This window comes from Methylobacterium sp. Leaf85, from assembly GCF_001422125.1.
GTDB classification, from domain to species: Bacteria; Pseudomonadota; Alphaproteobacteria; order Rhizobiales; family Beijerinckiaceae; genus Methylobacterium; species Methylobacterium bullatum.
The window spans coordinates 51,347-70,059 of sequence record NZ_LMME01000004.1 but is presented as its reverse complement, the minus strand read 5'-3'; the positions used below and the strand labels follow the sequence as shown (position 1 = coordinate 70,059).

Genomic DNA, 18,713 nt, shown 5'->3' with positions numbered 1-18,713 from the left:
GCCCGATTTATGGATAAAAAGGCTAAACACAAAAGTCTATAAAAGACACATTCGCGGTTAAATGATGTCCACACGGCCTATTGTTCGAACAAATGACTGGTTAATAATTTTTAGTTCGATTATTTTGCATAATTTCAAATTATACTGCAATAAACAGCAGGACTCATTATTTGACGAATTTGATTAATTTGTGATGTGCTGCGAGCGCATTCGAAAGTTTCGATCCGCTCCTGTTTTACAAAACAGGTTGGAGCGGGGCTCTTATCGAAGATGTTGCCTGGTCCGAGCGCAGGAGTATGGGCCTGCGGGAGACGCCAGGTCTTCTTAAAGACGGGAATGGAGGCGGCATAAAACGGGTCAGAGCCACAATGTCGGTCGGGGAGACGCTCTCTATCGCTGGACAACGGTGAACTCTACTATCGCGAGGCCGGCCTGCCGAAACGGAGCGGTCGCGTCCCGCCGCGCGGCATGCTCACCGGCCCCAAGTCAGAACTCGAAGGCCGGCGGGGATCTCACGGGTTTGGAGTTGGCTGTCGCAACTCGCCCCCCCGGCAATCGCGGATGACCAGCCTTCCGCAACACGGCCGACTGCAGCGAGGTTCGGCTCTTCCCGAAGGCGGAACGGAACCGCGTTGTCCGCACGGGACCGGACACAAACCGGACAGATCCGCCTGCGCCGGGCTCAATCGTCCGGGTGCGGCCCGAGACTGGCCGAAGCGTCCCATGGCGAAGCTTCGATGCGCAGGTGATTCTTCGAAACGAGCCGGCCATCGAGCCGGGAGCCCGGAGATCAGACCCATGCTGCCCTCACTCGTCACCACGCGGTTCCGCCTGCCGGAAGGCGCCGGAATAGCCCGGCCCGTCTCGCCGCTCTTTCTGGCGCTTCTCGCGCTGCTCATCTCGATCTGCTCGGCCAGTGCCCTGCCGGCACCGTCGAGCGGCAGCCTGGTTCTGCGTGGGCCGGATGCCGCCTCGCCGGTCGAGGCGCCGCGTCTCAGCACCGATTTCAGCGTCACCGTCAGCGGCCCGACCGCCCGCACGGTGGTGACACAGGCCTTCCGCAACACCACCGGGTCCTGGGTGGAAGGCACCTACCTCTACCCGCTGCCGGAAGATTCGGCGGTCGATACGATGAAGCTCGTGATCGGCGACAAGGTGATCGTCGCCGAGATCCGCGAACGCGCGGCGGCCAAGCGCATCTATGAGGCGGCCAAGGCGGCCGGACAGAGCGCGGCCCTGACCGAGCAGGAGCGGCCGAACGTCTTCACCAACTCCGTCGCCAATATCGGACCGGGCGAGACCGTGCTGGTGCAGATCGAGTACCAGCAGACGGTGGCCATATCCGGGGGCACCCGCTCCCTGCGCCTGCCCCTGGTGGTGGCTCCTCGCTACAACCCGGCCCCGCCCGCAGTGGATCTCGTCTCGGCGCGCGATGAGACCGGTTCCGACCCGGTGCCCGATCGCGATCGGATCACCGCGCCCGTTCTCGACCCCTCCCTGGCCGCCCCGGTCAATCCCGTCGGTATCACGGTGCGGCTCCAGGCCGGCTTTCCGCTCGGCACGCTGAGAAGCGCCACCCACCCGCTCCATGTCGACGAGACCGGCCCGGATTCCCGGCGCGTGACCCTGGCCGACGGCGTCGTCCCCGCCGACCGCGATTTCGAACTCACCTGGGAACCCGTGCCGAGCATGGAGCCGCGCCTCGGATTGTTCCGGGAAACGGTGGCCGGGCGCACCTACCTCCTGGCCACCGTCACCCCACCGGACGCGAACGCGGCGCAGCGCCAGCCCCGTGACGTGGTCTTCGTCATCGACAATTCGGGCTCGATGTCCGGCGCATCGATGCGGCAGGCGAAGGCCGGGCTGCTCGCCGGCCTCGCTCGGCTCACGCCCCAGGACCGATTCACCGTCATCCGCTTCGACGACACCATGAGCCGGCTGTTTCCGGAGCCGGTCCCGGCGAATCCCGAGAATCTGCGGGCGGCCGAGAGCTTCGTCGCCGGACTGGAAGCGAGCGGCGGCACCGAGATGCTCGCCCCGCTCCGTGCGGCCCTCGCCGACAACCATCCGGAGGATCGGAGCCGCGTCCGCCAGATCGTCTTCCTCACGGATGGCGCCATCGGCGACGAGAACCGGATCTTCGCCGCGATCCATGACGGGCTCGGCCGGAGTCGGCTGTTCATGGTCGGTATCGGCTCGGCTCCGAACGGGCACCTGATGCGTCACGCCGCCGAGATCGGCCGGGGCAGCTACACCGCGATCCACACCGTCGATCAGGTCGCCGAGCGCACCCGCAGCCTCTATGCCAAGCTGGAGAACCCCGCCGTCACCGACCTTGCCGCGACGCTGTCGAATGGCGGTGACATCACCCCGAATCCGCTGCCCGACCTCTACCGTGGCGAGCCGGTGGTCCTCGCCGCCGAGATCGCCGACCCGACGGGCACGCTGACTCTGACGGGCCGCATCGGCGAAGCGCCGTGGCGGACCAGCGTGTCCCTGGCCGACGCGGCCGAGGGGACGGGCATCTCGAAGGTCTGGGCACGCTCCAAGATCGCCGAGGCCGAAACCGCCCGCGTCACCGGGCGCGTGATGCCGAACCAGGCCGATGCCACGATCCTGCAGCTCGCCCTGGCGCACAAGCTGATGACCCGTCTGACGAGCCTCGTCGCGGTCGACGCGACCCCGCGCCGGCCGACCGGTGCTCCCCTCGTGGCGACCGAACTGCCCCTGAACCTGCCGGCGGGCTGGGACTTCGCGAAAGTCTTCGGTGAGCGCGCCGCGCAGCCGCCGCGGGAGCGCCGCGCCGCTCTCATCCCGGCCCAGGCCACGGTTCCGGCCCCGGCCCAGGCGGTCCCGCTGCCCCAGACCGGGGCGGGCACCCGGGCGCAGATCCTCTTGGGTCTCGTCCTGCTGCTCGGCGGATTGCTCACCCTTCGCCGGGTGCGGAGCGCGTGATGAGCCGCATGACCGGGGGGAGGGTGCTCGCCACCCTCCTCATCCTCGCGGGCCTCGGCGTCCTGGTCGGAGCCGCCTGGATTCCCGCCAAGGCCGCGCTCGCGCAGGTGCTCCTCGAGCGTGCCTTCGCCCGAAGCCTCGTCGAGGGCCGCCCGGTGCGGCCCTGGCCATCGGCCGATACCGAGCCGGTGGCACGACTCACGGTGGCGGGACAGAGCTTCGTCGCCCTGCGCGGCGGCAGCGGACAGGCCCTGGCCTTCGGCCCCGGCCATCTCGACGGGACGCCGGAGGCGGGCGAACCGGGCACCGCCATCTTCGCGGCTCATCGCGATACGCAATTCGCGGTGCTCGCAGCGGTGAAGCCGGGCGATGTCGTCTCGGTGACCCGGCGGGACGGACGCACCGTCCGTTTCCGGATCAGCGGCAGCCGGGTCGTGTCCTGGGACGCATCGGGGATCGATCCGGCCGCCCCGGGACGAAACATCGCCCTCGTGACCTGCTGGCCTCTGGATGGCTTGGTGCAGGGGCCGCTGCGCCTGGTCGTGGAGGCAGAGGCGGTGGACGACACGGAATGAACCACTCCTCTTACTGGGCCATGTCTTGCCAGCCTGTGCGGTTTCGTGCGGATCTCTGCGGAGACGAGCGACGAGCCGAGAGACCGTGCAAGAACCCGAAACCGAGCTGCCCGAGGGCCAGAGCCGCGCCATTGCCCAGGCCGTGCGCGAGGCGCTCGCCCGTCGCCGGATCTCCCGTCAAACCCTCGCCGATCTGGCGCGGATCAGCATTTCCACCCTGGAGAAGGCCCTGGCCGGCCGACGGCCCTTCACGCTCGCCACCACCATCCGCCTGGAGGAAGCGCTCGGCCAGCGCCTGCGCAACGGCACCGAGCCCGTCAGCGCAGCACCGGAGACGCGGCATGCTCCTTCCGAACTCGGCTCCTATTCCCGGGAATCCGCCGCCTGGCTCGAAGGGCGCTATCTGACGCTGCGGCCCTCCTTCGGCATGGCGGATGCGGTCTTCGCCTATCGCACCGAGATCGCGTGGGACGCGGCGAGCGCACGCCTTGCCTTCCGCGAGGCCGAGCGAAGCGATGCGCCTTTCGCCCAGACCGGCAGCGTCGCGGTGCCGAACCAATCGGGCATGATCTATCTCGTCACCAATTGGCAGGGACAGTGTCGCCTTGCCGTGCTCTGCCGGCCCACCATCCATGGCGAGATGTTCGGGCTGCTCACGACGCTGCATGCGGGACGCGGCACGCAACTCACCCCGGCCGCGGCTCCGCTCGCCCTCATCCCCGAAGCTTCGGCCGGCCCGGAACTCAGCTACGGACGCGTGACGTCCGGCATGCCGGCCTATGCCGATTACCGCCGCCAACTCGGACGGGTGTTCGAGGAGGGCTACGGGGTACTGTTCGGCTAAGCCGACTCAAATCGGACCGTGTCAAATCCGGCTACCCTCGAAGAGCCGGGGGTTGTGCGACGAGACCGTGCGGGCATTGCGCCAATGCCGGTCCAGGCCGCCGATCCGGGCTCCGGCCGAACGGACGGGTGACGTCTCGGCCGACCCCGCCCGGGGCTCAGGCGCTCAGGCTTCGCATCCAGCCGAGCAGCACCGGGGCGCTGTCGTGGCCGCGATGCGCGAGCGACCGCTCCGCCAGGGCCTCGCTCGGAAGGAATCCGAACCGCCTGCGAAAGGCGCGGCTGAAGGTCTTCTCGTCGGAGAAGCCCGTGGCGTAGGCGACCGACGAGATGCGCGGGCGCCCGCCCGCCGCGCCGAGGAGTTTCATGGCCCGCAGCAGGCGTCGCTCGCGGATGTGGCTGGCGACCCCATCCTCCTCCTCGAAGAGCCGGTAGAGGGTGGCCCGCGAGAGCCCGAACCGAAGGATCAGCGCGTCGATCCCGAGGGATTCCGAGGCCAGTTCCTGCTCGATGTACTGGCAGATGGCGACCTTGTTGAGCCGGTCGAGGGCCGGCGCCTGGTTCGCGTCGGGCTGGAAGCAGGCGGCGCAGAGATCGGCCGCCGCGCTCGACAGGTAGCGCAGCTGGTGCGCCTCGGTGGAGGCGGCACTGGCCACGAGGCCGGACAGGTAGGTGTAGGACAGGTTCCGCACGGGAGCCGAGCGGTAATCGAGGGGTTTCCCGTGCAGGCTCTCGATGGTGGCGATCTGGTCGCCGAGGAGCTTGCGCGGCAGCATCACGGTTGTGGCGGAGACCGGCCCGGCCTCGCTGACGATCGGCTGCGTGAGGTCGAAGACCACGAGCTGGGAGGCGTTGATCTCCACTGAGCGTCGGGCGGCGCCCACCCGGCTTTGGCCGGCGGTGTAGAACTGGATCAGGATGTGGTCGACGCCCTGCCGGGCGATGGTCCGGGCCGAGCGCTTCAGGCGCTGGGCCGGCGCGGTCACTGAGCCGACCAGGGCTTCCCCGAAATGATACGTGGTCAGGGAGATCGGGGAGGCCAGGTCGGCATCCGGCGCGAGCTCGGCCTCGAAGACCGGCGCGAGATGATTGCACCAGGACTGAGCCAGCAGAGCCGGATCGGTGGGAGCGATGAAACGGTCGCAGAGAATGTCCGTCACGGATCAGTGGCCTTCAATGCAACGCAGACCCATGGACGGCACCAAGCAGTACCGATCCAGAGATATTCGAGAATACCCATCCCAATGCGAACAAATGATCGAGATCATCATCGATCAACATGCGATATGTCATCGATCATGACGACCAGCCCTGTTAAGACGCTCAAAGCTTCGACTACTTAAGCGTTGATGCGCAGATTAATTAGCGCACACTATCGATTTAATAATTGATTAATCAACGATTTTTTGGATCAAAGCGAATTATTTCTGCGACGATTAAGCATCGTCGGCCGATGGAGTTGCGGTCTCCCGCCACGCTCATCTGAATTGGACCGGCGGCCAAGGCAAGCGGCACGCCCCGCCGGCGGGCTCGACTATGAGACGAAAACGACTATGTTTGAGACATCAAGTAACTTAAAAGCATTTTGAGACAAAACATCACTTAGATGAGACGAAACGCCCCTCAACACAAGCACAGTCGAGATCCGCATTAAGGTCTCGATAAGTGGATCGACCCCTGTCTGGGGCGTCGCCAACAGGGCGATGTCTCGATCAACAGGATCCACTCGATGTCCGGCAGCATCACCCTCACATCCGCAACGCGCCAGAACCTGCTTTCGCTCCAGGACACGGCAAACCTGCTCTCGACCACCCAGAGCCGGCTCTCCACCGGCAAGAAGGTGAACTCGGCGCTGGACAACCCCACGAACTTCTTCACGGCGCAGAGCCTGTCGGCACGCTCCAGCGACATCAGCTCGCTGCTCGACGGCATCTCCAACGGCGTCCAGGCGATCCAGGCGGCGAGCCAGGGCATCACCTCGATCACCAAGCTCCTCGAAACCGCCAAGTCCACGGCCAGTCAGGCGCTCGCCGACAAGACCGGCGGCAGCAGCGGCATCAGCGGCGGCGCGAAGGAGCAGGCCGCCAAGGTGACGGCCACCTCGACCCTGGCCTCCCTCGGCACCACCGGCGCAACCGGCGAGACCACGTTCGACTTCTCCGGCCCGACCAAGGACGCCTCCCTCGAGATCACCCTGGGCGGTAACAAGTCGACCATCCGCATCGATTCGGCGACCCTGGCCTCGTCCGGCACCGACCTCTCCAAGGTCACGTCGGAGCAGCTCCTCACCGCCATCAACGGCCAGATCGCCAACAACAGCGCGCTGGCCGGCAAGGTCTCGGCCGGCACCAGCCCCGACGGCCGCATCACCTTCGCGACCACGACGACGGGCGCGGCCGCCAGCCTGACCGTGGCGGGCTCGGCCAATTCCACCATCGATATCGGCTACGGCAAGTCCACCACCACGCCGACCTCCGCCACCGTCACCGCCAATGCCGCCCTGGCCGTCGCCACGGATTTCTCCACCGGCAGCGCCTCCCTGGTGGTGAGCGACGGCAACACCTCGGTCCAGGTCAAGCTCGACAAGAACTCGGCCACCGACGAGCTCGGCGGCACCCTCGGCGCCTCGGCCTCGCGGGAGAATGTCGCGAAGGCCATCAACAAGCAGCTCAAGGATAGCGGCTCGACCGCGACGGTCGAACTGTCCAGCACCAACAGCCTCGTGTTCAAGTCGGCCGATGTCGGCCCCGACGCGCAGATCTCCGTGATCGGCGGCATCGACACCACGGGCGGCAACGGCGCGGCCGGCATCGGCTTCAGCACCTTCACCGCGAGCACGCCGGTCGCCGGCACTGCTGCGGCGACTTCCACGACATCAACCCCCGGTACCGTTGCCGGTACAGCGGGCGTGCTCTCCGTCGTTGCCGCCGCCGGTGCCCCGAGCGCCCTCACGGCAACCGCCGGCGCCGTCTTGGCCAACTACACCGGCGCAAACGCCTTCGGCGCCGGCCAGGGCTCGACGTTCAATGTGACGACCAAGGTCGGCGCCGCTGCGGCGACAACCAAGACGATTACGATCAATGCCGATTCATTAAAAGCGGACGGTACGAAACTCGGCAGCACACCTGCACAGGCTGACCTCCTCAGCGCACTGAACCAACAGCTTGGTGCCGGTGTGACCGCTTCGGTCACTACGCTCAACAACGTTGATAGACTGGTCTTCACCAGCGCGGGCAATGATACGTCGATCTCGGTGACCTCGGTCGGCACCGGGCTGGGCGATCAGCTCGGCCTGCTGAGCGCCCCTTCGAAGACGACTGCGGGCGAAATCTCCGCGAATACCGACCTCACCAACGGGAAGAGCGCGAGCTTCACGGTCGGCGGCTCGACCGTCACCCTCAATGCGGCTGCCACCGACAATTCGGGTACGGCGATCGGCACCAATCCGAACCGTCAGGCCCTGGCCGAGGCGATCAACAAGCAGCTCGGCGGCGGCTACTCGGCTTATATCACGTCCTCCACCGCTACTACTGCCGCCGGTGATGCTAACGCCAACAAGCTGGTCATCGTCGGCCCCAATTCCGATACCGCCGCACCGGTCATCACCGCTGCCTCCGACACGATCGGCCTCGGCCTCGGCACCGCCAACACGCTGACGGCCACCAACGCCGCAACTACGCCGTCCGCCAGCACCGCCGCGAAGGTGACGGGTGCCGGTACGGCGGTGACCTTCCCGGTCGACCTAACAACCGCATCCTCGAGCTTCTCGGTGGGTGACGGGACCACGACGGCCACCATCACCATCGACAACACGAGCAAAGACAAGGCCGGGAACGCGATCGGTAACTCGGCGACCAAGGTCGAGCTGGAGGAAGCCATCCAGCGTCAGCTCGACTCGGCCGGCGTTAACGTCACCGCGTCCTTCAACGGCTCCAACAAGCTGGAACTCACTTCGAAGGGCGTCGGCACCAGCGGCACCGTCACCCTGACGCCGGGCACGGATGCGGCCGGCCTCAGCATCGGGGCGGCGGGCGTGGCCAACCCAGCCCAGACCGCGACCGGCATCCCGGCCGGGTCCATCGACCTGTCGGGCGGCAAGTCGAGCGCCTTCGAGATCAGCGACGGCACTACCAAAAAGAACGTCTCGATCTCGTCCACCAGCCTCGACAAGGCCGGCAACGCCATCGGCAACGCGGCCACGCAGGCCAAGGTCGCCGAAGCCATCCAGGTCCAGCTCGACACCGCCGGCGTCAAGGCCACAGTCTCCTTCGTGGGCGACAAGCTCCAGGTGAAATCGAACGCCGTCGGTACCGGCGCCGCCGCCCCGACCCTGACCGCGACCAGCGACACCGCCGGCCTCGGCCTCGGCACCACCACCACGGCCAGCAGCACCCCCGCCGCGGGCGGAGGCACCGCCGCCGCCGGCGTCACCGCCTCCGGCACCGAGGCGACGGACGGCTCGTCCAAGGCCTCCATCGTCGGCACCGAGCAGACCGCGACCAAGGATTTCAGCGGCACGAAGGACGCGTCCTTCACCCTGAAGCTCGGCAGCGGCCCGCTCAAGCTGATCACGCTCAACAACACCAACCTCGGCAGTTCGGCCGCCACCAGCCAGACCGCCATCGCCAAGGCCATCAACGACCAGATCAACGCCGATACCGGTCTCGCCGGTAAGGTCGAGGCGAGCTACGTCAACAGCAAGCTCGTCATCTCGACGAAGTCCTCCGGCTCCGACCAGAAGCTGACCATCCAGGCGGCCCAGGTCACGACCGGTGGTTCGGCCGGTGTCGATATCGGCTTCGGCGTCTCCGGATCGGGTGCCACCTCCCAGACGGCGTCGGGCACGGATGTGGGCGGCAGCAAGGGCACCAGTTCGGTGCGCTCGGCCCTGGCGCAGCAGTTCAACCTGATCCTCGAGAAGATCACCCAGCAGGCCCAGGATTCCGGTTATAACGGCGTCAACCTGCTGTTCCGCAACAGCAACAGCGCCGCCGACAACACCCTGCACATCGCCTTCAACGAGAAGAACACCTCGGCGCTCGACATCAAGGGCGTGAAGTTCGATGCCGCCGGCCTCGGCCTCGACGCCGTCGAGGGCGGGTTCCAGTCGGACACCGACATCAACGCCGCCATCGAGCAGCTGTCCGAAGCCACCACCCAGCTGCGGACCCAGTCCTCGACCTTCGGCGCCAACCTGTCGATCGTGCAGAACCGTCAGGACTTCTCGAAGAACCTGATCAACATCCTCGACACCGGCGCTGCCAACCTCGTGAACGCGGACCTCAACGAGGAAGCCGCCAACTCACAGGCCCTGTCGACCCGCAACTCGATCGCCACCTCGGCGCTCTCGCTCGCCAACCAGGCGCAGCAGGGCATCCTCCAGCTCCTCCGCTAAGCGCGCGCCAACACGCGGGGACCGGCCGTCGGGGCCGGCCCCCGCGCTATCCGACGATCGATTCAGGCCCGTTTCCAGAAGGGATTCACCACCATGGCCCTGCGCCTCGACCTCAAGCCCTACGAGGGCTTCCTCATCAACGGCGCGCTCATCCGCAACGGATCGCGGCGCTCCGACTTCCTCATCGAGACCCACTGCAAGTTCCTGCGCGAATCCGAGGTCATCAAGGAGAGCGAGGCCGACACGCCCGCGAAGATGCTCTGCGTCACCCTGCAGATGCTCTACCTCGCCGACGACCCGGCCGAGGCCGAGGACCTCTTCGCCCGCCAGGCCACAGAGATCATGAGGGCGAGCCCGGCGCTCGCCCCCCACCTTCTCGCGATCCACGATGCGATCGCGGACCGCCGCTACCATGGGGCGATCAAGCTGGGCCGCGCCCTCGTGACCGCCGAGCGAAGCTTCGCCGAGGCCGCGTGATCGACCAGGGCGCTCGTTCTCTCACGAGCGCGGCTTTGGAAGGCGTCGATGGGCAAGGATCGTGGGCCGGCGTCTCGGCTCGATGAGACCGAGGGGACCCGGCGGCCCCAGAAGCAACTCGTGCGGCGCCGGTCCTGCTTCGCGGGGTATCGCGACCTTCCACAATGCGTCGTCGCCCCTGTCCGTCGACGGGCGCCTATCGACTGTCCTGTGCTCGGGAAGAATCCACAGGATGCCGAAGGCGACGAGGGACGCGATGCCGATCAGGGTCGCATTCCAGTTCGGAGCTTCCTGGATCATCAGCACGACGAGGCCGCCTACGGCAACGGCCGCGGCGTACGCCCTATTCGTGTGCCGGTCCCAGGTCATCCCTCATGTGCTCCGGCATACATCGCCATCGAGTGAAGGCATTCCGTCAAATTTTTGCTGTCGCCGATTTGATCGATAACTTAGATCTATGATTCGAATACGTGATCCGGTTTTCGAAGAACGAGGTGGCATCGACACATAACGCCCCTGCTTCTGATCTTCGTCATGGACGTCTTGATCCAAACGAGGGGGCACCCCGGACAGTTCCAGCCGTCATCGCCCTGTCGGCGAGGCCGCGCGGCGGGGCGATCCCGCCATGCCGTAAGTGCCCCGCTTACCGGCCGGGCCGAAGAAAGCGCGTGCGTTCGACGAAGGAAGTTTGCATACGACGCCGATGGGCAGGCTCGCGCGTTGCTGCTTCACGGCCCCTCGGCCGGACCGCTCCATGGAGTCCGTGATGGGCATCTTTCAGAACCTTCTCGAACACGTCACCGCCTATGTCGGTGACAAGACGCTCATGCAGGCGGCCGTGTCGGCGGCCTCGAACGTGATCGTGGCCGACAGCGAAGTGGACGAGGGGGAGGTCGAGGTCGCCCTCGCGGCCATGCGCGCCAATCCGATCATCGAGAAGGGCTACGACACGCTGATGCTGGAGGCGGAGCTGTTCGACGGCATCGCGCGGGCTCGAACCCGCGTCGGACGGGCGGACAATCTGAGCCGCGTGGCCGCCATCGCGGACCGCTCCCTCGAACAGCGGAACGGGGTGTTTCTGATCGCCGCCGATGCCGCCGACCATGAGGGAATCAGCGACGTCGAGCACCAGGCCCTCGAGGAGATCGCCGAAGCGCTTTCCGTCGACAAGGAGACACTACTCCGGCTGGCTCCCGTGAGGCCGTCCAACCCGTCGTGACCCGGCCGACGCGCCGCGTCCGTCGGTCGCTCCGGCTCGACGCGACGGCTCCCCATCGCTCTCGCGTCGGTCGAGTGTGCTTCCGGGGCGACACCAAATGGTTAAAATCATATTAACCATTCATGACGACCCCACGTTAGAGATCCTTCGACTATAGAGCCGGCATTCAACCCCTGCCGGTCATCGCCATGATCCTCGCTTCCCGCAACATCGTCAACGAACACCGTGAAATCGCGGCCATCGCGATCACTTATGGAATCTTCCTGAGCGGGATCATGCTCCTCACTTGGACGATGGCCTGACGCAGCCTGCCGAGCGGCCCGAGGCCCGGTCCGGCCGCCCGTGCGGCGTTGACGGACGGCATCGCAATCCTCTGCGGCTGACGGCAACGGGCTGAGCATCCCCTGGACGGGGATGGCCGGACGATGTCGGGCGATATGGCGGGCCGAATGCCCGTCTCCGGCAAGGAACCGTTGCGCCTTCAAAGATGTTCGTCCATCCAAATCGGAGGACATGAATGTCTGACAGTGCCTTAGCCTCGGTCGTCGTCCCTTCTCTCCGGGCTGCCCGCTCGGCCAGGGAACGGCTGGCTCGCGCCGGATTCGCCCGCAACAGCATCGATATCGAACGCCACGATGACGCGTTCGAAGTCTCCATCAGCACGAAGGCGGAGAATCTGGATCGCGCTCAGAACATCCTTCTGGGCAACCCCGTCGTCGATGACCTTCGCGATGCCGGCTCGCGCGCGCTCGGCGCCTTCCACGACAATCGGCCCCTCGCGCTGGGCCTCGCGGCCCTGGCAGGCTTTGCCATCTTCCATGTTTCGAAGAAGCGGTGAAGCCGGCCAGCGAGCGATAGGGATAGTCCTGCAATCGCGGGGTGGCAGCCGCTTGCCGTTTTGCTCCGGCCCGCGACGACACTGAGACTGCCATCCATGAGCCATGAACCGATCCGCCGGTTTGTCATCGCGTGCCGCTTCGGCGTGGCGATGCTCGGCGGATCGTCCATGCCGATGACGGCTCCAGTTTTCGCTCAATCCCCGTCGCCGCCAGCCGCCGTGAACAACTGGGCGGACCTTCGCGCGACGCTCGCCTCCTGCTGGTCTGTCCCTCCGAATACCAGCGGATCACAGATCGCGTTCCTGTTCGGCATCAGCAAGAACGGTGAGTTGCGCGGTGCGCCTCTCGTCACGGCACGCCGCCTCGAAGGCGATCAGGAAGCCCGGAAACACTATGAGGAGTCCGCAAGGGACGCCGTGTCCCGATGCTTTCCCATCCCGGTGACCCCGTCCTTCGGCGCCATCCTGGGCGAGAGCCCCATCCGCCTGCGCTTCGTCAACACGCCGCCGACGGCCGCCTATCAGATCAACGGCAACATCACGATCTTCGCGCCGCCCTGATCGGCCGGGATCGCATGGGACGTCCGGGGCTGCCGACTTGGCGCCGTTCCGTCCGGCCTGGATGATCGGGCAGGGGCGTCAGCGCCGAGTCGACGCAAAAAAGGGCCGCCTCGCGGCGACCCCTTCCTTGCCGGATCCAGTCTCGGCCAAATCCAGTCCCGGCTCAGTAGCCGTAATAACCACCGTAGCCGTAACCATAGGCCGGCGCGGGGGCGTAACCGCCGTAATAGCCGACGGGGCGGCCATAACCGTAACCGTCATAGCCACCATTGTAGGCGCCGGCCGCGATGGCTCCGGCAGCCAGACCGGCAACGCCGAGACCGATGACGGCGCCCGGACCGATGCCGCGACGGCCATATCCGTAACCCCGGCCGTAGCCGCCGCCATAGCGACCGTAACCACCGCTGTAACGGCCATAGCCGCCGCGATGACCGTATCCACCGTGGCCGCCGAAGCCACCGTGGCCGTATCCGCCGCCATGGCCCCAGCCACGGGCTTCCGCAGGGGCTGCCGCCAGGAGGGCACCGAGGCTGACGGCCGCGGCCGATAGAAGTGCGAGCTTGCGCATTCGAAATGTCCTGTTGTGAGATATGTTCATCAACGGACCGGGCGCCGGGCCGTTCCCATCGTCCCCTGGGTGCTGGCGACGCAGGCCCATGAGCGGCCTACGAGATCACGGGGATCGGCCGTTCCGTTTCACCTGCATTCCCGAGGAGAACGTCCATGAAAGTCGTCGCGGATCTGTGCATCGTGCCCATGGGCGTCGGCCCCTCGGTCTCCTCCTACGTGAAGGAGATCAAGACCATCCTTGAGGCCAGCCACCTCAACGCCGAGATGCATGCCAACGGCACGAACATCGAGGGCGAGCTCGCCGACATCTGCCGGCTCATCGAACTCTGCGAGGAGAAGCTGAGCCAGCTCGGCGTTCAGCGGGTCTTCTTCACCATGGCCTTCTCGTCACGGCGGGACAAGGAGCAGTCCATGGCCGACAAGCTGACGGCCGTTTCCTGATCCGTTGGCACCTCGGCGGCGCAGCGGCGTTGATCCTGCCCGATCCCCGATGAGGACCGAGCCCGCATGCAGCCATCCCGACGTGCGTTCCTGGCCGGTGCCGGCCTCGCTCCCCTGATCGTGCCGCTGCTGCAGCGTGCCACATCCCCGGCCCATGCGGAGGAGGGCGGTCTGATCCGCCGCGCCATCCCGTCCTCCGGCGAGATGCTCCCCGCCATGGGGATCGGCACCTCGCGCCGCTACGAGGTCGAGCCGGTCCCCGAAAAAATCGCGCCCTTGCGCGAGGCGGTGCAGCGGTTCGTGGCGCTCGGCGGGTCGGTCATCGACACGGCGCCGAGCTACGGCACGGCCGAGGACGTCCTCGGCCAGATCCTTCCTGTATTTCGAGCAGGCGGGCATCGCCAAGCGCAGCTTCCCCGATCGCGGCTCGCAGACGGCCTTCTTCGCCAGCGTCGATCTGCTGGTGAATCTGCTCACCCTCGGCGTGCAGTTCTTCCTCACCGGCCGGATCGTGCGGCGCATCGGGGTCGGCCCCGCCCTCGCGCTCCTGCCGGCGGCCAGCATCCTCGGATTCGCGGCGCTCGCCGTCTCACCCACGATCACGGCCATCGTGGCGTTCCAGGTCTTCCGGCGGGCCGGCAACTTCGCCATCGCCCGGCCGATCCGCGAGGTGCTGTTCACGGTCGTGCCGCGTGAGGACCGCTACAAGGCGAAGAACTTCCTCGACACCGTGGTCTACCGGACCGGCGACCAGATCGGCGCTTGGTCCTTCCAGGGAATTGGAGCGCTGGGCCTCGGTTCGACGGCCGTGGCCATCGCAGCGGTTCCGCTCTCGGTCGCCTGGCTCCTGAACAGCCTCTGGCTCGGCCGTCGGCAGGAGGCGAGGCGGATCGCGATGGAAGAAGCGGAAGGCTCCGGCAAGGATCGGGCGACCGGGCCGTCGGGCGGCAACTGACATCGACATTCGAGGAGCCGTTATGTCCGCAGGCAAGCCAGCCATCCTGTTCGTGTGCCTGGGCAACATCTGCCGTTCGCCCCTGGCGGAGGCCGCGTTCCGCCTGGAGGCCGAGCGGGCGGGTCTCGATGTGGAGGTCGATTCGGCCGGCACCGGCGGCTGGCATGCGGGCGAACCGCCCGACCGGCGCGCCCAGGCCGTCGCCCGGCGCAACGGCGTCGACATCTCCGGCTACCGTGCGCGTCAGGTCGAGCCGGCGGATTTTGCTCGTTTCAGCCACATCGTCGCCCTCGACGGCGACAACCTCGCCACGCTGCGCCGGCTTCGACCGCAGGAGGGTGCTGCGTTGTCGCTTCTCCTCGACCATGTGCCGGGGCGCCGGGGCGAGGCGGTCGCCGACCCCTATTACGGCGCGGATGCGGGGTTCGACACCACCTGGGCCGACGTGACCCTAGGCGCCCGCCACCTCGTGCGCGCGCTCACGGCATGATGCCACTGGCAGAGCGCGGGGCGGCACTGCTCGGGCGTTGCCTCGTGCGGGCCGAGCCCATGAGCGGCGGCGATCTCTCCAGCCTCGTGCGGATCGTGCTCGACGACGGCAGCGCGGCGATCGTCAAGGATGGCCCCGATCCGCCGGCGGAGGCCGGGATGCTCCGCGCGATCCGCGCCGCCGGCATCCCCGCGCCGGAGGTGTTCGCGGCCGATCTTCGCACTCTCGTGATCGAGCCCCTGCCGGCCGGCGGCGGCAATGCGGATGCGGATCTCGGCCACGTGTTGGCGCGCCTCCATGCCGTGACCGGCGACGATTACGGCTGGAGCCGTGACTACGCTTTCGGGACGGTGCGAATCGACAATCACGGAAGCGAGGATTGGCCCGGCTTCTGGGCCGAGCGGCGCCTCCTCTGCCACGCGCCTCATCTCGACGCCGCGCTCCGGCGGAGGATCGAGGCCCTGGCGGCCATACTCCCCGAGCGTCTTCCGGCCCGTCCCCGCCCGGCCCTGCTGCATGGCGACCTGTGGAGCGGCAACATCCTCACCGATGGCGGCCGCGTTTCCGGGCTCATCGACCCCGCCTGCTATCACGGCCATGCCGAGGTTGACCTCGCGATGCTGTCCCTGTTCGGCGCGCCCGGCCCCGCCTTCCGCGAGGCGTATGGCGAGGCCGAACCGGGCATGGCGGAGCGTAGGGCGATCTACCGGCTGTGGCCGGCGCTGGTGCATCTGCGCCTGTTCGGATCGGGCTACCGCTCCATGGTCGAGGCGCTGCTCGACGCCACCGGCTGCTGAAACCTCAGTGCGTCCCATCGGACCGGAAGCGCGGCGCATGTCGCGCGACACGAACCGCGCCGCGAACCTTGCGTTTTCAGGGCCGATCCCCGACAACCCGGCAAGCTTCGGCGCTGGTGTCCGGCCCCTTCCGAATGTCCGGATGAGGCGGAGGGGCGCCTACGGTCGATGCGGCGAGGGAAGACGAGACCCATGCTCGATTACGCGCAGGCGCGACGCCTCATGGTGGATTGTCAGTTGCGGACCTTCGACGTCAACGACATTCCGGTCCTCGACGCTTTCGAAGCCGTGCCGCGCGAGCGCTTCGTCCCGCAGGGCCGCGAGGACTTCGCCTATATCGACCAATCCCTGCGCATCACCGGGCAGGACCCGGCGACGGATCGCGTTATCCCGGCGCCGATGCTTCTCGCCCGCATGATTCAGGCGCTGCAGCTCGCGCCGGGGAAGGTCGCCCTCGACGTCGCCACCGGCTACGGCTACGCCGCCGCCATCATGCGGCAGCTCGGGGTGCGGGTGGTCGCCCTCGAATCCGACGACGCCCTCGCCGCCGAGGCGGAGAGCCGCCTGTCGGCAACGGACGGAATCGAGATCGTTCGCGGCCCCCTGCCGGCGGGCGCGGCGAAGGCGGGACCGTTCGACGCCATCCTCGTCAATGGCCGCGTCGAGACGCGGCCCCAATCCCTCCTCGACCAGCTGAAGGATGGCGGACGCCTCGCCTGCGTGCTGGGCCGCGACAAGGCCGCGAAGGCCACCCTGTTCATCCGGACCGGGGACGCGTTCGGCGCGCGTCCGCTCTTCGATGCGTCGCTGCCCGCCCTGTCGGCCTTCAGTCCGGAATCCAGCTTTTCCTTCTGAGCGGGCTCGGCAAAAGCGGTCGCCGGTTTCGCGTCCCGAAACCCGCGACTCTTCAAAGGCCTGAGCGAGGGTAAAGCGTTGGCCTGCCCATGCGAACCAGCGTGGCGGGGAGGGCAGGTGTCGCTTTTATGCGGCACTGCGCCATCAATCTCCTGCCTAATCCCTCTCCGCCGATGCCCTGAAGCACAACCTCCGCTAAGCTGACCTGTGAGGCGGGCAATCCGGATGGCACCCTAGGCGCTATGGCTGTGATGAACAGCCGACCGGTTCATCGAGAAACCGCAAGGGCAGATGGACGTGAGACAACGCAAACTTGCGAAAAGCTTCCGGCTACGGCTGGGTGGCTTCGCCGCGCTGACGCTCGCCGCCGCCTCTCCGGCCGTGGCCGAGACGCTGGATAGCGCGCTGGCCCGTGCCTATGGCGCCAACCCGGCGCTGAACGCTTCGCGGGCGGGACTGCGCGCCACCGACGAGAACGTCGCGCAGGCCAAGGCCGGCTACCGTCCCACCGTGAGCCTCGACGCCGATATCGGCCTCACCCAGAGCCAGGGCCGCGTGAGCGGCATCTCCCTCAACCAGGTGACGAAGCCCGGCGGCGCCGGGCTGACCATCAACCAGACCCTGTTCAACGGCTTCCAGACCGACAACCAGACCCGCCGCGCCGAATCGGACGTGCTCGGGACGCGCGAATCGCTGCGCTCCACCGAGATGACGACCCTGTTCAACGCCGCCCAGATCTACATGTCGGTCCTGAGCGACACGGCGACCCTGGAGCTTCGCCGCAACAACGTCGAGGTGCTCGAAGAGCAGCTGCGCCAGACCCGCGACCGCTTCAATGTCGGCGAGGTCACCCGGACCGACGTGGCCCAGGCCGAGGCCCGCCTCGCCGGCGCGCGCTCCGACGTCAGCGGCGCGGAGGCCAATCTGCGCGCCAGCATCGGCACCTATCGGCGCATCATCGGCGTCGAGCCGCGCCAGCTCGCGCCGGGACGGCCCCTCGACCGGTTCGTGCCGCCGAACCTCGACAGCGCCATCTCCATCGGCCTGAAGGAGCACCCGCAGATCCTGTCCTCGATGCACGCGGTGGACGTGGCCGAGGCGCAGGTGAAGATCTTCGAAGGCGCGCTCGCTCCGAGCGCCGCCCTCCAGGGCAGCGTCCAGCAACGCTACGACACGCAGTTCCCGGGCGATAACGGCGTGACCGCCTCCATCGTCGGCCGCATCTCGGTTCCGCTCTACGAGGGCGGCCAGACCTATTCGCAGATCCGTCAGGCCAAGGAGCTGGTCGGCCAGGCCCGCATCAACGTCGAGGACATCCGCGACCAGGTCCGTTCGGCCATCGTCACCGCCTGGGGCCGGCTGGAAGCGGCCAAGGCGCAGGTCATCGCCTCGCAGGCCCAGGTTCAGGCCAACGAAGTGGCGTTGAACGGCGTGCGCGAGGAAGCCCGCGTCGGCCAGCGTACCACCCTCGACGTCCTGAACGCCCAGCAGGAACTCCTGAACTCGCGCGTGAACCTCATCCTCGCCCAGCGCGACCGTGTGGTGAACTCCTATGGCGTGGTCCAGACCGTGGGCCGCCTGACCGTGCGCTTCACGTCGATCCCGGTGGTGGCCTACAGCCCGAAGGAGCATTTCGACCAGGTCAAGGACCTCTGGTACGGCGTGCGCACGCCCGACGGGCGCTGACGGTCGCGAGGAACCCGCGAGGCACCGGTGTTATCCTGTGCCTTGCGCCCGGCCGG

16 protein-coding genes and 2 pseudogenes are annotated in these 18,713 nt (G+C 67.1%); 15 read left to right on the top strand and 3 right to left on the bottom strand.

What is annotated here, in order from left to right:
• The first annotated feature begins 798 nt into the window (after positions 1-798).
• The 3 genes from ASF08_RS04475 to ASF08_RS04465 all read left to right on the top strand — a co-directional run bounded on the left by ASF08_RS04475 (position 799) and on the right by ASF08_RS04465 (position 4,374).
• Positions 799-2,955 carry a marine proteobacterial sortase target protein gene (locus ASF08_RS04475; protein WP_056141868.1) on the top strand — a complete coding sequence of 719 codons (2,157 nt, stop codon included), beginning with the start codon at positions 799-801 and terminating at the stop codon, positions 2,953-2,955.
• Positions 2,955-3,530, top strand: coding sequence for a class GN sortase (locus ASF08_RS04470; protein WP_156629454.1), 576 nt, complete (start codon positions 2,955-2,957; stop codon positions 3,528-3,530). Before ASF08_RS04475 ends, ASF08_RS04470 begins: the two co-directional genes overlap by 1 nt.
• Positions 3,531-3,615: 85 nt before the next feature.
• A complete protein-coding gene (locus tag ASF08_RS04465; protein WP_056141865.1) occupies positions 3,616-4,374 on the top strand; it encodes a helix-turn-helix domain-containing protein in 759 nt (252 codons plus the stop codon).
• A 157-nt stretch (positions 4,375-4,531) separates the two neighbouring features.
• Here the strand turns inward: ASF08_RS04465 and ASF08_RS04460 are convergent, their stop codons facing one another.
• Positions 4,532-5,533 (bottom strand): helix-turn-helix domain-containing protein, encoded by a 1,002-nt coding sequence (locus tag ASF08_RS04460; RefSeq protein ID WP_018043821.1) that lies wholly within the window; start codon positions 5,531-5,533, stop codon positions 4,532-4,534.
• A gap of 569 nt (positions 5,534-6,102) precedes the next feature.
• Here ASF08_RS04460 and ASF08_RS04455 point away from each other — a divergent pair.
• Together ASF08_RS04455 and ASF08_RS04450 are read left to right on the top strand one after the other, a co-directional pair.
• On the top strand, positions 6,103-9,768 hold the full coding sequence (locus ASF08_RS04455) for a flagellin N-terminal helical domain-containing protein (protein WP_056141862.1): 3,666 nt from the start codon (positions 6,103-6,105) through the stop codon (positions 9,766-9,768).
• 93 nt (positions 9,769-9,861) lie between these two features.
• The gene (locus ASF08_RS04450) at positions 9,862-10,245 is read left to right on the top strand and encodes a flagellar biosynthesis repressor FlbT (RefSeq protein ID WP_056141859.1); all 384 of its coding nucleotides are present in this window, start codon (positions 9,862-9,864) and stop codon (positions 10,243-10,245) included.
• 21 nt (positions 10,246-10,266) lie between these two features.
• On the opposite strand, the gene ASF08_RS04445 is transcribed toward ASF08_RS04450, so the two are convergent.
• Positions 10,267-10,614, bottom strand: coding sequence for a hypothetical protein (locus ASF08_RS04445; RefSeq protein ID WP_056141855.1), 348 nt, complete (start codon positions 10,612-10,614; stop codon positions 10,267-10,269).
• Between the two features lie 397 nt (positions 10,615-11,011).
• Here ASF08_RS04445 and ASF08_RS04440 point away from each other — a divergent pair, with 397 nt between their 5' ends.
• The 3 genes from ASF08_RS04440 to ASF08_RS04430 all read left to right on the top strand — a co-directional run bounded on the left by ASF08_RS04440 (position 11,012) and on the right by ASF08_RS04430 (position 12,863).
• Positions 11,012-11,464 (top strand): tellurite resistance TerB family protein, encoded by a 453-nt coding sequence (locus ASF08_RS04440; RefSeq protein WP_026175937.1) that lies wholly within the window; start codon positions 11,012-11,014, stop codon positions 11,462-11,464.
• A gap of 517 nt (positions 11,465-11,981) precedes the next feature.
• Complete coding sequence (locus ASF08_RS04435; RefSeq protein WP_018043815.1) at positions 11,982-12,302, top strand: hypothetical protein; 321 nt, start codon at positions 11,982-11,984, stop codon at positions 12,300-12,302.
• Between the two features lie 96 nt (positions 12,303-12,398).
• Positions 12,399-12,863, top strand: a complete 465-nt coding sequence (locus tag ASF08_RS04430; protein ID WP_187273481.1) for a hypothetical protein — start codon at positions 12,399-12,401, stop codon at positions 12,861-12,863.
• A 163-nt stretch (positions 12,864-13,026) separates the two neighbouring features.
• Here ASF08_RS04430 and ASF08_RS04425 read toward each other — a convergent pair whose 3' ends face one another.
• Complete coding sequence (locus tag ASF08_RS04425) at positions 13,027-13,431, bottom strand: hypothetical protein (RefSeq protein ID WP_056141852.1); 405 nt, start codon at positions 13,429-13,431, stop codon at positions 13,027-13,029.
• Between the two features lie 155 nt (positions 13,432-13,586).
• Between ASF08_RS04425 and ASF08_RS04420 the strand changes: the two genes are divergently transcribed.
• The 7 genes and pseudogenes from ASF08_RS04420 (at position 13,587) to ASF08_RS04395 (ending at position 18,657) form a co-directional block, all read left to right on the top strand.
• A complete protein-coding gene (locus ASF08_RS04420; RefSeq protein WP_018043812.1) occupies positions 13,587-13,874 on the top strand; it encodes an MTH1187 family thiamine-binding protein in 288 nt (95 codons plus the stop codon).
• Positions 13,875-13,940: 66 nt separating this feature from the next.
• Positions 13,941-14,252, top strand: a pseudogene (locus ASF08_RS25635) (aldo/keto reductase); the annotation flags it as partial.
• Positions 14,233-14,829, top strand: a pseudogene (locus ASF08_RS04415) (MFS transporter); the annotation flags it as partial. The pseudogenes ASF08_RS25635 and ASF08_RS04415, both read left to right, overlap by 20 nt.
• Positions 14,830-14,851: 22 nt before the next feature.
• Positions 14,852-15,319, top strand: coding sequence for a low molecular weight protein-tyrosine-phosphatase (locus tag ASF08_RS04410; protein WP_056141849.1), 468 nt, complete (start codon positions 14,852-14,854; stop codon positions 15,317-15,319).
• Positions 15,316-16,116 (top strand): fructosamine kinase family protein, encoded by an 801-nt coding sequence (locus ASF08_RS04405; protein WP_056141846.1) that lies wholly within the window; start codon positions 15,316-15,318, stop codon positions 16,114-16,116. The genes ASF08_RS04410 and ASF08_RS04405 overlap by 4 nt, the downstream gene beginning before the upstream one ends.
• Positions 16,117-16,308: 192 nt before the next feature.
• On the top strand, positions 16,309-16,971 hold the full coding sequence (locus ASF08_RS04400; RefSeq protein WP_056141844.1) for a protein-L-isoaspartate O-methyltransferase family protein: 663 nt from the start codon (positions 16,309-16,311) through the stop codon (positions 16,969-16,971).
• 291 nt (positions 16,972-17,262) lie between these two features.
• Positions 17,263-18,657, top strand: a complete 1,395-nt coding sequence (locus ASF08_RS04395) for a TolC family outer membrane protein (RefSeq protein WP_056141841.1) — start codon at positions 17,263-17,265, stop codon at positions 18,655-18,657.
• Positions 18,658-18,713: the final 56 nt, after the last annotated feature.

Excerpts from the sequence above, each read along its gene's own strand:
- ASF08_RS04430 (WP_187273481.1), top strand. The coding sequence starts at position 12,399 with ATGAGCCATGAACCGATCCGCCGGTTTGTCATCGCGTGCCGCTTCGGC.
- ASF08_RS04440 (WP_026175937.1), top strand. The coding sequence starts at position 11,012 with ATGGGCATCTTTCAGAACCTTCTCGAACACGTCACCGCCTATGTCGGT.
- ASF08_RS04400 (WP_056141844.1), top strand. The coding sequence starts at position 16,309 with ATGCTCGATTACGCGCAGGCGCGACGCCTCATGGTGGATTGTCAGTTG.
- ASF08_RS04455 (WP_056141862.1), top strand. The coding sequence starts at position 6,103 with ATGTCCGGCAGCATCACCCTCACATCCGCAACGCGCCAGAACCTGCTT.
- ASF08_RS04450 (WP_056141859.1), top strand. The coding sequence starts at position 9,862 with ATGGCCCTGCGCCTCGACCTCAAGCCCTACGAGGGCTTCCTCATCAAC.
- ASF08_RS04435 (WP_018043815.1), top strand. The coding sequence starts at position 11,982 with ATGTCTGACAGTGCCTTAGCCTCGGTCGTCGTCCCTTCTCTCCGGGCT.
- ASF08_RS04425 (WP_056141852.1), bottom strand. The coding sequence starts at position 13,431 with ATGCGCAAGCTCGCACTTCTATCGGCCGCGGCCGTCAGCCTCGGTGCC.
- ASF08_RS04405 (WP_056141846.1), top strand. The coding sequence starts at position 15,316 with ATGATGCCACTGGCAGAGCGCGGGGCGGCACTGCTCGGGCGTTGCCTC.
- ASF08_RS04420 (WP_018043812.1), top strand. The coding sequence starts at position 13,587 with ATGAAAGTCGTCGCGGATCTGTGCATCGTGCCCATGGGCGTCGGCCCC.
- ASF08_RS04410 (WP_056141849.1), top strand. The coding sequence starts at position 14,852 with ATGTCCGCAGGCAAGCCAGCCATCCTGTTCGTGTGCCTGGGCAACATC.
- ASF08_RS04475 (WP_056141868.1), top strand. The coding sequence starts at position 799 with ATGCTGCCCTCACTCGTCACCACGCGGTTCCGCCTGCCGGAAGGCGCC.
- ASF08_RS04395 (WP_056141841.1), top strand. The coding sequence starts at position 17,263 with ATGGACGTGAGACAACGCAAACTTGCGAAAAGCTTCCGGCTACGGCTG.
- ASF08_RS04470 (WP_156629454.1), top strand. The coding sequence starts at position 2,955 with ATGAGCCGCATGACCGGGGGGAGGGTGCTCGCCACCCTCCTCATCCTC.
- ASF08_RS04445 (WP_056141855.1), bottom strand. The coding sequence starts at position 10,614 with ATGACCTGGGACCGGCACACGAATAGGGCGTACGCCGCGGCCGTTGCC.